At 72.5% G+C, this 12,322-nt stretch carries 9 protein-coding genes and 1 tRNA gene; 8 read left to right on the plus strand and 2 right to left on the minus strand.

The annotated features are described in order from the left end of the window. Window positions 1-6 precede the first annotated feature (6 nt). From ACZ4K2_RS29230 to ACZ4K2_RS29255, 6 genes are all read left to right on the plus strand, one after another. On the plus strand, window positions 7-897 hold the full coding sequence (locus ACZ4K2_RS29230) for a helix-turn-helix domain-containing protein (protein ID WP_467469542.1): 891 nt from the start codon (window positions 7-9) through the stop codon (window positions 895-897). Between the two features lie 34 nt (window positions 898-931). Continuing rightward, a complete protein-coding gene (locus ACZ4K2_RS29235) occupies window positions 932-1,282 on the plus strand; it encodes a chorismate mutase (RefSeq protein WP_467469543.1) in 351 nt (116 codons plus the stop codon). Between the two features lie 102 nt (window positions 1,283-1,384). Further along, window positions 1,385-3,877, plus strand: a complete 2,493-nt coding sequence (pepN, locus tag ACZ4K2_RS29240; RefSeq protein ID WP_467469545.1) for an aminopeptidase N — start codon at window positions 1,385-1,387, stop codon at window positions 3,875-3,877. 107 nt (window positions 3,878-3,984) lie between these two features. Then, complete coding sequence (locus ACZ4K2_RS29245) at window positions 3,985-4,809, plus strand: NAD(P)H-binding protein (protein ID WP_467469547.1); 825 nt, start codon at window positions 3,985-3,987, stop codon at window positions 4,807-4,809. 193 nt (window positions 4,810-5,002) lie between these two features. Next, on the plus strand, window positions 5,003-6,379 hold the full coding sequence (locus tag ACZ4K2_RS29250) for a pyridoxal phosphate-dependent decarboxylase family protein (protein ID WP_467469549.1): 1,377 nt from the start codon (window positions 5,003-5,005) through the stop codon (window positions 6,377-6,379). Then, a complete protein-coding gene (locus ACZ4K2_RS29255; RefSeq protein WP_467469551.1) occupies window positions 6,376-7,788 on the plus strand; it encodes a lysine N(6)-hydroxylase/L-ornithine N(5)-oxygenase family protein in 1,413 nt (470 codons plus the stop codon). Before ACZ4K2_RS29250 ends, ACZ4K2_RS29255 begins: the two co-directional genes overlap by 4 nt. Before the next feature lie 72 nt (window positions 7,789-7,860). On the opposite strand, the gene ACZ4K2_RS29260 is transcribed toward ACZ4K2_RS29255, so the two are convergent. Continuing rightward, window positions 7,861-9,666 (minus strand): bifunctional metallophosphatase/5'-nucleotidase, encoded by a 1,806-nt coding sequence (locus tag ACZ4K2_RS29260; protein ID WP_467469553.1) that lies wholly within the window; start codon window positions 9,664-9,666, stop codon window positions 7,861-7,863. Between the two features lie 217 nt (window positions 9,667-9,883). On the opposite strand from ACZ4K2_RS29260, the gene pyk reads away from it, so the two are divergent. Continuing rightward, window positions 9,884-11,320, plus strand: a complete 1,437-nt coding sequence (pyk, locus tag ACZ4K2_RS29265; protein WP_467469555.1) for a pyruvate kinase — start codon at window positions 9,884-9,886, stop codon at window positions 11,318-11,320. A 101-nt stretch (window positions 11,321-11,421) separates the two neighbouring features. On the opposite strand, the gene ACZ4K2_RS29270 is transcribed toward pyk, so the two are convergent. After that, window positions 11,422-11,496: transfer RNA gene (locus ACZ4K2_RS29270), tRNA-Leu, on the minus strand. A 100-nt stretch (window positions 11,497-11,596) separates the two neighbouring features. Between ACZ4K2_RS29270 and ACZ4K2_RS29275 the strand changes: the two genes are divergently transcribed. Then, entirely contained in the window at window positions 11,597-12,253 is a 657-nt protein-coding gene (locus tag ACZ4K2_RS29275) for an ANTAR domain-containing response regulator (RefSeq protein WP_467469557.1), read from the plus strand. Window positions 12,254-12,322 lie beyond the last annotated feature (69 nt).

Consider the following 12,322-nt stretch of genomic DNA (forward strand, 5'->3'; position numbering starts at 1 on the left):
GCGCCGATGTACCGGACCTGGATGCGGTTCTTCAGCCCCGGCCCCGCCCACCACCGCCTCGGCCTGGTCTGCCTGGGCGTCGGCCTCCAGCACGGCGCGCTGCCCACCGTCGGCCCGCGCACCCTCGACCACCACGTGGCCGTGGTGATCAGCTCGGGCGGCGGCTGGTACCGGGCCGCCGACGGCCGCCGCACCGCCGTCACCGCGCCCGCGCTGCTGTGGCTCACCCCCGGCGTGCCCCACCACTACGCCCCCGATGCGGACACCGGCTGGGACGAGGGGTTCGTGGACTTCACCGGACCCGCCACCGCGGCCTACCGCGAACTCGGCTACATCGAGCCCGACCGGCCCGTCGTCCCGCTCTCCGACGCCTGCGGCCCCCGCGCGGCCGTCGCCCGCATCGCCCGGGCCGCCCGCCCCGGCAACCCCCTGCTGGAGGTGGAGACCGGCGCCGCCGTCCACGAACTCCTCGTCGCCCTGCGCCGCGCCCGCGCCGACCTCGCCCCCGACGGCGACCAGGTGCTGGTGGCCCTCGCCCGCGACGCCTGCACACCGCTGAGCGTCGCCGGCCACGCCGCCCGGCACGGCATGACCACCGCCGAGCTGCGCGGCGCGGTCCGCCGGGCGGCCGGGTGCAGCCCGAAGGACTACCTCCTCGGCGTCCGCCTCGCCCGGGCCAAGGAACTCCTCGCCACCACCGAGCTGCCCGTCGCGGCCGTCGCCCGCCGCGTCGGCTACGGCGACCCCGCCTACTTCTCCCGGCTGTTCACCCGGCGCGTCGGCCTCGCCCCCGTCCGGTTCCGCGCCCGGCAGGGCCGCACCGTCCCCGGAGGCTGGAGCGACCGCGTCCCGGACCCCGGCGAACCGCCGGTCATCCAGTCCGCGGACACCCCGTAGGACCCGGCCGCTCCAGCGCATAGGGTTGGCCCCCATGACCACCAGCAACACCGGCACCGGAGCTGTCGAACCCGGGGTCCGCCAGGAACTGGACCGGCTGCGCGACAGCATCGACAACATCGACGCCGCCGTCGTCCACATGCTCGCCGAGCGGTTCAAGTGCACCCAGCAGGTCGGCCGGCTCAAGGCCCTGCACCAGCTCCCGCCCGCCGACCCGGCCCGCGAGGCCCGCCAGATCGACCGGCTGCGCCGCCTCGCCGAGAACGCCAAACTCGATCCGGCGTTCGCCGAGAAGTTCCTCAACTTCATCATCGCCGAGGTCATCCGGCACCACGAGCGCATCGCCGAGGACACCCACAACGGGCAGCAGACGCACGACGCCTGAACCACCCGGCCGACCGGGCGGCCGGCCGGGCGCGCGGCGGACGAACACCTTGTACCGGTCCGCCTCTGTGCGCTGTCGGCCGCATCAGGCAGCATGGCCTGCATGTCCGTACTCACGCGCGACGAAGCGCAAGCCCGAGCACAGTTCCTCGACGTCCACCGGTACACGGTCGAACTGGACCTCACGACCGGTGACGAGACCTTCGACTCCCGCACCGCGATCCGGTTCACCGCCCGGTCCGACGGGGACACGTTCGTCGAACTGAAGCCCGCCGAACTGCGCAGCGCCACGCTCGACGGACAGCCCCTCGACCCGGAGTCGCTCGACGAGAACCGGCTGCCCCTGAAGAACCTCACCGCAGGCGAGCACGAACTGCGCGTCCACGCGCGCATGTCCTACTCCCGCACCGGCGAGGGCATGCACCGCTTCACCGACCCCAGCGACGGTGAGACCTACGTCTACACCCAGCTCTTCATGGAAGACGTCCAGCGCACCTTCACCGCCTTCGACCAGCCCGACCTCAAGGCCGTCTTCGACGTCTCGGTCAGGGCACCCGAAGGCTGGAGCGTCCTCGCCAACGGCATCACCGAGCACCGCGGCGACGGCCTCTGGCAGGCCGCGACCACCCCGCTGATCTCCACCTACCTGGTCGCCGTCGCCGCCGGCCCCTGGCACTCGGTGCGCACCGAGCACCGCGGACTGCCCTTCGCCCTCCACTGCCGCCGCTCCCTCGCCCCCCACCTCGACGCCGACGCCGACGAGATCCTCGACATCACGCGCGCGTGCTTCGACCGCTACCACGAGAAGTTCGAGGAGCCGTACCCCTTCGACTCCTACGACCAGGCGTTCGTCCCCGAGTTCAATGCGGGCGCCATGGAGAACCCGGGCCTGGTCACCTTCCGCGACGAGTTCGTCTTCCGCTCCGCCGTCACCGACACCGAACGGCAGACCCGCGCCATGGTCATCGCCCACGAGATGGCCCACATGTGGTTCGGCGACCTCGTCACCCTCAAGTGGTGGGACGACATCTGGCTCAACGAGTCCTTCGCCGAGTACATGGGCTACCAGACCACCGCCGAGGCCACCCGGTTCACCGACCCCTGGACCGAGTTCGCCGTCACCCGCAAGGCCTGGGGCTACGACGCCGACCAGCGGCCCACCACCCACCCGGTCGCCCCCGAGGACGTCGACGACACCGCCTCCGCCCTGCTCAACTTCGACGGCATCTCCTACGCCAAGGGCGCCTCCGCGCTGCGCCAGCTCGCCGCCTGGCTCGGCGAGAAGGACTTCCTCGCCGGCATCAACACCCACTTCCGGCGCCACCGGTTCGGCAACGCCACCCTCGCCGACTTCATCGACTCGCTCGCCTCGGCCACCGACCGCGACGTGCACGCCTGGGCCGACAGCTGGCTGCGCACCACCGGCGTCGACACCCTCACCCCGGTCCTCGCCCCCGCCGCCGGCACCTGCACCCTGACCGCCGAACGCACCGGCAGCCGCCCGCACCGGCTCAGCGCCGGCCTGTACGACCACGGCGTCTCCGACGAGGGCCGGCTGGTGCTGCGCGAGCGCATCGACCTCGACGTCCCGCAGAGCACCCCGCAGCCCATCGGCAAGCGCCCCGCGCTCGTCCTGCTCAACGACGGTGACATCACCTACGCCAAGGTCCGCTTCGACGCCGAATCCTTCGAGACGGTCCGCACCGGCCTGTCCGGCCTGCCCGACCCGCTCACCCGCGCGGTCGTCTGGAACGCCCTCAGGGACGCCGTCCGCGACGGCGAGCTCCCGCCCGCCACCTACCTGGAGACGGCCCGCGCCCACCTGCCGCGCGAGACCGACCTCGCCGTCGCCCAGGGCGTCCTCGGCTTCGCCGCCGGTCAGCTCACCGAGCAGTACCTGGCACCCGGGGACCGGCCCGCCGCCCTGGCCACCCTCACCTCCCTCTGCCGCGACCTGCTCCGGCGCACCGAGGACGGCGACCACCCCGGCCTGCGGCTGATCGCCGTGCGGCAGCTCATCGGCGTGGCCGCCCACCCGGAGACCCTCGACGCCTGGCTCGCCGACGGCACCGTGCCCGGCGGCCCGGAACTCGACCCCGAACTGCGCTGGCGCATCCTCGCCCGGCTCGCCGTCCTCGGCGCCACCGACGAGGCCGCCATCGCCGCCGAACTGGCCCGCGACCCGAGCGCCACCGGCCAGGAGGGCGCCGCCCGCTGCCGCGCCGCCCTGCCCGACCCCGAGGCCAAGCGCACGGCCTGGGACGCCATGTTCGCCGGCGACGGCCTGTCCAACTACCTCTTCACCGCGACCGCACAGGGCTTCTGGCAGCCCGAACAGGCCGATCTCGTCCGGGAGTACGTCCCGCGCTTCTACCGGGACGCGATCGGCCTCGCCGCCCGCCGCGGCCCCGCCCTCGCCGTCGCCGCCGGCCGCTGGTGCTTCCCGGCGCACGCCGTCGACGCCGAGAACCTGCGGCTCGGCGAAGAGTGCCTGCGCGACGCCGACCTCACCCCGGCCCTGCGCCGCACCCTCGCCGACCGCCTCGACGACCTGTCGCGCGCGCTGCGCGTACGCACGGGGGACCGCACGGAGTAGGTCCTCGGACGTAGGACGCGGCTGGTCCCCGCCGACGATGCGCGGGACCGGCCGCCCCTCCTAGGATCGGACGGCCAGTGACCGACCCGGCTCCCGGAGGCAACACCGTGATCGTAGTGACCGGCGCGACCGGCAACGTCGGCCGTGCCCTCGTCGGCCGGCTCCTCGCCGCGGGCCGCCCCGTCCGCGCGCTGACCCGCGACCCGCAGCGCGCCGCACTGCCCGAACAGGCCGAGGTCACGCGCTTCCGGTCCGGCGACCCCGCCGCCATGTTCACCGGGGCGACGGGGCTCTTCCTGTACGTCCAGGCCTGCACCCCCGCCCTGCTGGCGGCGGCCCGCACCCACGGCGTACGCCACGTCGTCCTGCTCTCCAGCGGCCTGATCAGGGAAGGCGCCGACGAGACCCACCCCCTGCACGTCCTGCACGCCACCGCGGAACAGCGGATCCGCGACAGCGGGATCGCCTGGACGTTCCTGCGCCCCAACGCCTTCGCCACCAACGCGCTCCAGTGGGCGCCGCAGATCCGCGCCGGCGACACCGTCCGCGGCGTCTTCGCGGACGGACTCACCGCCCCCGTCCACGAGGACGACATCGCGGCCGTCGCCGAACGCGCCCTCCTCGACGGCGGCCACGAGGGCGCCGTCCACCGGATGACCGGGCCCACGGCGATCAGCAACGCCGGGCAGGTCGAGGCCATCGGCGAAGCGCTCGGCCGGAAGCTGGTGTTCGAGGAGCTGGACCCGGCCGCGTCGGGCCCGGAACTCTTCCCGCACGTGCCGCCGCCCATGCTCGAACGCATGCTCCAGACCTTCGCCGCGACGGTCGGGGTCGCCCCGGAGATCGCCGACACGGTCGAGCGGGTCACCGGCACCCCGGCCCGCCCCTTCGACCACTGGGCCCGCGACCACGCCGACGACTTCCGGGCCTAGGAGGCTCCCGGGCGCCCCGCCGAAGCGTTGCCCAACGGGGCGCCCGGACACGGCAGTACACACTTTCGGGTTCCGTTCACCGGGCTTACGGGACACAGGGCTCCCTTCCGGTACAAGCTGGAACTCCACCCGCAAGCCGGATGCCCCGGGCCGCACCGGCCCACCGGGGCCTCCCGCGCCCCGGAGGAGTGCCATGAGCGGAGGAGAGCCCACGAGCACGCCGCCGCTCGCCTCGGGCCCCGGCGGCCCCGACGCCCTGCGCCCGCTCGTCGCCACCGTCCTCGACGCACTCGCGGCCGGCGCCGACGAGCGCGGCGGCCCGCTGCCCGCCGGCGGGCCGGAGGCCGTCACCGCGCGCCTCGCCCACGCCCTCGGGGACGTGCTCCCCGACACCGGCGACCCGGACGCCCTGCGCACCCTCGTGCGGGCCCTCGCCGCGGGCGCCGCCGACCCCGCCGACCCGCTCTGCGCCGCCCACCTGCACTGCCCGCCCCTCGCCGTGGCCGCCGCGGCCGACCTCGCCGCCAGCGCGCTCAACCCCTCGCTGGACTCCTGGGACCAGGCCCCGGCCGCCTCCGCCCTCGAAGCCGCGGTCACCCGCGCCCTCGCCCGCGCGGCGGGACTCGCCGAGGCCCTCGTCACCACCGGAGGCACCGAGTCCAACCAGCTCGCCCTGCTGCTCGCCCGCGAGGCCCACGGGCCCGGCGTCCGCCTCGTGTGCGGCGCCAACGCCCACCACTCGCTGCCCCGCGCCGCCTGGCTGCTCGGCCTGCCCGACCCGGTCGTCGTCCCCGCCCCGGGCGGCACCCTGGACCCGGCCGCCCTCGACGCAGCCCTCACCGCCCTCGCCGGACCGGTGCTGGTCGCCGCCACCGCCGGCACCACCGATGCCGGCCTCGTCGACCCGCTGCCCGAGACCGCCCGGCTGTGCGCAGCCCACGGCGCCCGCCTGCACGTCGACGCCGCCTACGGCGCGGGCCTCCTCTTCAGCGACCGCCACCGGGACCGGCTCGCCGGACTCGAAGCCGCCCACACCGTCACCCTCGACCTGCACAAACTCGGCTGGCAACCGGTCGCCGCCGGCCTCCTCGCCGTCGCCCGCCCCGGCGAACTGGCCGCACTCCACCAGCGCGCGGACTACCTCAACGCCGACGACGACACCGACGCCGGCCTCCCCGACCTGCTCGGCCGCTCCCTGCGCACCACCCGCAGGCCCGACGTCCTGAAGATCGCCGTCACGCTGAGGACACTGGGCCGCGCCGGCCTCGGCGCCCTGGTCGACCAGGTGTGCGCCCGGGCCGCCGAGTTCGCCGCCCTCATCCGCGAGCACCCCGGCTTCGAGCTGTACGGCCGGCCCGCCATCAGCACCGTGCTGTTCCGGCCCGCCGACGCCGACGACACCGCCGTGGCCGCCGTACGCCGACGGCTGCTGCACGAGGGCCGGGCCGTCCTCGGCCGCGCCCGGCCCGACGGCCGGCTCTGGCTCAAGGTCACCGTCCTCAACCCCCACACCCGGCCGGACGACCTGGCCCACCTGCTCAAACTCGTCGAAGGAAGCACCCCCGCATGACCCACCCCCAACGCCACGAGCCGGAGCCCCCACGCGACCTCGTCGGCATCGGCATCGGCCCCTGCAACCTCTCCCTGGCCGCCCTCGCCCACCCGCTCGCCGAACTCGACACCGTCTTCTACGAACAGCGCCCCGGCTTCGACTGGCACCCCGGACTGCTCATCGAGGGCACCACGCTCCAAGTGCCCTTCCTCGCCGACCTCGTGACCCTCGTCGACCCCACCAACCGCTGGAGCTTCCTCAGCTACCTCCGGACCCGCGAACGGCTCTTCCCCTTCTACTTCGCCGAACGCTTCCACATCCAGCGCGCCGAGTACGACGCCTACTGCCGCTGGGTCGCCGGGGCGCTCCCCGGGCTTCGCTTCCGCCACCAGGTCGACGCCGTCCGCTGGAACCCCGAACGGGACGCCTTCGAGGTCGACCACACCCGGCTCGACGCCGACGGCGAGGCGGAAGCCCTCGGCCGCACCTACACCCGCAACATCGTCCTCGGCATCGGCACCGCCCCCCACGTGCCCGACCCGCTGGGACCCCTCGTGGACGCGCCCGGCGTGCCCGTCATCCACGCCGCCGACTACCTGGGCCACCGCGACTCCCTCCTCGCCGCCGGACACGTCACCGTGGTCGGCTCCGGCCAGTCCGGCGCCGAGGTCTTCCTCGACCTGCTCCGGCACCGGCCGCCCGGCCGGGAGAAGCTGCACTGGATCGGCCGCACCGAGGCGTTCGCGCCGATGGAGTACTCTAAGCTGGGCCTGGAACACTTCACGCCCGACTACACCCGCTACTTCCACGCCCTGGCCGAACCCGTCCGCGACCGCCTGGTCGCCGGCCAGTGGCAACTGCACAAGGGCATCGACGCCGGCACCCTCGCCGCCATCCACGACGAGCTCTACCGCCGCACCCTGCACGGCGGCTGGCCCGACGCCGTCCTCACCCCCGGGGTCCGCGTCCGCACCGCGGGCCGGATCGCCGCCACCAGGATCGAGCTGCACCTGGAGCACCTCCGGCAGAACACCCGGTCCCGGCTCACCACCGACGCCGTCGTCCTCGCCACCGGCTACCGGGAACGCCCCCTCGGCCGCATCCTCGCCGGCCTCGACCCCTACATCCGCCGCGACAGCGGTGAACGCCCGCGCATCGACGAGGAGTTCCGCCTCGTCCTGGACCCCTCGGTCACCGGCTCGGTCTACGTGCAGAACGCAGAGCTGCACACCCACGGCGTCGGCGCCCCCGACCTGGGCCTGGCCGCCTGGCGCAGCGCCACCATCCTCAACTCGGTCACCGGCAAGGAGCCGTACCCGCTGCCCCACCGCACCGCCTTCACCTCCTTCGGCCTGGAGCACCCCGCCGAGCGCGTCCCGCCCGCCCGGCACCCCAAGACCCTCACCCCGCTCGTCGAGGAGATCTGAGCGCGGTGCCGCACGGAGAACGCCGGCGGTGACGGCCCCTGGACCGTTACCACCGGCGCCCCCACCGCGGACCTAGAAGACCGGCGTGCCGTTCCGCGTCAGCTTCCAGTCCACGGACGCGAAGTCCTTCGGGTCCAGCACCCCCTTCGCCGTCACCCACTCCGCGATCCGGGTACGGATCTCCGTCGACTCCGACCACAGCTCCTTGGCGGTCGCCACGTACGGGAAGGCGCCGCCGCCGTTGGCGCGGTAGTTGTTCACCGCCAGCACGAACTGCCGGCTGTCGTCCAGCGGGGCCCCGGCGAACGTCAGGTTCCTGATCCGCGACCCTGCCGGCTGCGCGATGTCGATGTCGTACGCCAGGCCCGAGACGTAGTCGTAGTTGTAGTCCGGGCGGTTGGCGGCGTTGGTCAGCTTCTCCACGTCGACCACCGCGCCGGGGGCCGTCCGGACGTAGTACTCCGCGGAGAACTCCAGGTAGGCGCGGAGCTGGGCGCCCGTCATCAACTTGGCGACCAGCGTGTTGTCGTACACGTACAGGCTCGACAGGTCCCGGATGGTGACGTCGCCGGCCGGGATCTCGGAGGTCCGCGAGAACGGCGACGCCTGGGCCAGCACCGGCAGCGCCGCGTACTCGGTGCCCGCCAGCGCGGACTTGACCACGTCCTCCTGGACCTTGGTGATCAGATCGATGATCGGGGCGTCCTTGTAGCGGGCGTCGACGGTGGTCAGGGTCTCGGTGGCCCGGCCCACGACCTGGTTGACGTACGCGACGACCTTCTTGTGCTCGTCGGCCAGCAGCTTCGTGATCTTCGGGTCGTCGGCGACCGTGTTGGAGTCGCGCAGCGACGCGGAGACGGACTCCACCTCCCAGCGGCCCTTGCCGAACACCAGCTCGATGTCGAAGAGGGTGAGCCGCTCGGCGTAGCACAGCGGCTCGGAGAGCACGACCGTCCGGCCGGTCTGCTCGTTGACGACCTTCAGCTCCGGGATCTCCAGGTGCGCGTGGCCGACCAGGATCGCGTCGATCCCGGGCACCCGGCGGGCGACCTCGGCCGCCGCGTTCTCCAGGTACGGCACCTGGTCACCGTACGACGACGTCCCCGAGGTGCCCGAGTGGGCCGAGACGACGACCACGTCCGCACCCATCGACTTCAGCTTGGGCACCCACTTGGCGGCCTGCTCCTCCAGACCCGGGAACGCCAGCTTGCCCTGCACGTACGCCTTGTCCCAGATGGCGATGCCCGGGTTGGTCAGACCGAGGACGGCGACCTTGACCGGCTTGGCACCCGGCACGTGGAACGTCTTCATGAAGTACGGCGCGAAGGCGGGCCGCAGCGTCTTCGCGTCCACGGCGTTGGCGGCGAGCAGCGGGAAGTCGAGCTGCTCCTCGAACTTCCGCAGCGTCTCGATGCCGTAGTTGAACTCGTGGTTGCCGAGCGCCGCCGCGTCGTACCCGATCGCGTTCATCGCCTGCGCCATCGGGTGCACCGGGCCGCCCTCGGCGGTGATCGGGTCGACCTTGGCGTAGTAGTAGGTCAGCGGGGTGCCCTGGATGGTGTCGCCCGCGTCCAGCAGCAGGGTGTTCGCACGGCCCTTCTCCCGGCGGACCTGGTTCACCAGCGTCGAGACGCGCGAGAGCCCCATGGCGTTGCCCGCCTTGTCGGAGTACTCCGCGTCCTTGAAGTAGTCCCAGTTGAAGACGTGACCGTGCAGGTCGGTGGTGCCCATGACGGTCAGCGAGTACCGCTTGACGGGACGCCCGGGCACACCGCCCTGCGCCGCCTCGGCCGCCGGAGCCGCCGCCGCGCCGGCGAGCGCCGCTCCCGCTCCGGTGGCGGCGGACTTCTTCAGGAACTTGCGGCGGTTCAACGGCATCTCGTGCTCCTCGGGGATCGCTGCGCGCCGGATGACGACGCGCGTAGATTCTGACCTGAACATGACTCAGGACGCCAGGGTCCACGGCAGGTGATTTCGCTCATCGGAGCGCGTCGCCGCACAATTCAACACTTGTCAATAAGGCTTCACCCGAAGGTTGTTGAGTGGTCATACGGGCAGGATTCTCTACCGGTGGGTAAGCCATAGGGTCGACCCCATGCGCCGAGCGAAGATCGTCTGTACCCTGGGGCCCGCCACCGACTCGTACGACCAGATCAAGGCACTGGTCGACGCCGGAATGGACGTCGCCCGATTCAACCTCAGCCACGGCACGCACGCCGAGCACGAGGAGCGGTACCAGCGCGTACGGAAGGCGGCCGACGAGACCGGCCGCAGCGTCGGCATCCTCGCCGACCTTCAAGGCCCGAAGATCCGGCTCGGCCGTTTCGCCGAAGGACCGGTACTCCTTGAACGCGGCGACACCTTCACCATCACCGTGGAGGACGGCGTCGAGGGCGACCGCCACCTGTGCGGCACCACCTACGCCGGCCTCGCCGCCGACGTCACCCCCGGCGAGCGCATCCTCGTGGACGACGGCAAGGTCTGCCTGGAGGTCACCGCCGTCGACGGCCCCGCCGTCCGCACCCGGGTGATCGAGGGCGGCGTCGTCTCCGACCACAAGGGCCTCAACCTCCCCGGCGTCGCCGTCTCCGTCCCCGCCCTCTCCGTGAAGGACGAGGACGACCTGCGCTGGGCGCTGCGCACCGGGTTCGACGCGATCGCCCTCTCCTTCGTCCGCAGCGGCGACGACGCGGCCGGCGTCCACCGCATCATGGCCGAGCAGGGCCGCCGCCTCCCCGTGATCGCCAAGATCGAGAAGCCCCAGGCGGTGGCGAACCTCGACGGCATCGTGGCCGCCTTCGACGGGCTGATGGTCGCCCGCGGCGACCTCGGCGTCGAGATGCCGCTGGAGCAGGTGCCCATCGTCCAGAAGCGCGCGGTCAAGCTGGCCAGGCGCAACGCCAAGCCCGTGATCGTCGCCACCCAGATGCTGGACTCGATGATCGAGAACTCCCGCCCCACCCGCGCCGAGGCCTCCGACGTCGCCAACGCGGTCCTGGACGGCACGGACGCGGTGATGCTCTCCGGCGAGACCAGCGTCGGCAAGTACGCGATCGAGACCGTACGCACCATGGCGAAGATCGTCGCGGCGGCCGAGGAGGACATGCTGGCCACGGGGCTGCCGCCGCTGACCGAACAGAACAAGCCACGCACCCAGGGCGGCGCGGTCGCCCGGGCCGCCGCCGAGATGGGCGACTTCCTCGGCGCGAAGTTCCTCGTCGCGTTCACCCAGTCGGGAGACACCGCCCGCCGGCTCTCCCGCTACCGCTCGCCGATCCCCCTGCTGGCGTTCACCCCGGAGCCGGCCACCCGCTCCCAGCTCAGCCTCACCTGGGGCACGGAGACCTTCCTCGGCCCGCACGTCGACTCCACCGACGCGATGGTCGACCAGGTGGACGAGCTGCTGCTGAAGTACGGCCGCTGCCGCAAGGGCGACGTCGTGGTCATCACGGCGGGCTCCCCGCCCGGCGTCTCCGGCTCCACCAACATGGTCCGGGTCCACCACATCGGCGAGGACGACGAACCCGAGTAGAACGGGGCCGTCCGATCGTTCGAGGCGAGCAGCAAAAAGCGGAGGATCACGTGCACGTGATACTCCGCTTGCAAGTCGCGACCTTGGAATCCGAGGAAAAGTGCCCCGGGTCGGACTCGAACCGACACTGTACGGGTTTTGAATCCGTTGCCTGCTGCCAATTGGGCTACCGGGGCTCGCAGAATCCAAGGTTTCCCCCGACCCTCCGCGCGTCCACCATACCGTAGCTAGGTAGGCTCTTGTCAGCAGTACCCCTGTCCTGAACGAGGAGCCCCCGTGACCCCCGAGTCGCCCCAGCCCGTAGACGTGCCCGACGACGACAAGTCGCACGTGCCTCCGCTGACGACCCGTGTCGTCATCGCCGAGGACGAGGCACTGATCCGGCTCGACCTGAAAGAGATGCTGGAGGAGGAGGGGTACACCGTCGTCGGCGAGGCCGGGGACGGTGAGCAGGCCGTGGAGCTGGCCCGCGAGCACAAGCCCGACCTGGTGATCCTGGACGTGAAGATGCCCCGGCTCGACGGCATCTCCGCGGCGGAGAAGATCGCCGAGGAGTCCATCGCGCCGGTCCTCATGCTCACCGCCTTCTCGCAGCGCGACCTCGTCGAGCGCGCCCGGGACGCCGGTGCCATGGCCTACCTGGTCAAGCCGTTCAGCAAGAGCGACGTCGTCCCGGCGATCGAGATGGCCGTCTCCCGGTTCACCGAGCTGAAGCAGCTCGAGCAGGAGGTCGCCGACCTCTCCCAGCGGCTGGAGACCCGCAAGCTGGTCGACCGCGCCAAGTCCGTGCTGCAGACCGAGTACGGCCTGACCGAGCCGGCCGCGTTCCGCTGGATCCAGAAGACCTCCATGGACCGCCGCATGTCGATGCAGCAGGTCGCGGAGGCGGTCATCGCCGACAGCGAGGAGAAGAAGTCGGCGAAGAAGGACTGACCGGCTCCTGTACGACCGGGTGACCGTGCGACGAGGCCCGCGCCCCCGTGGAGGGGTGCGGGCCTCGTC

Source organism: Streptomyces sp. NPDC025833 (assembly GCF_055558055.1).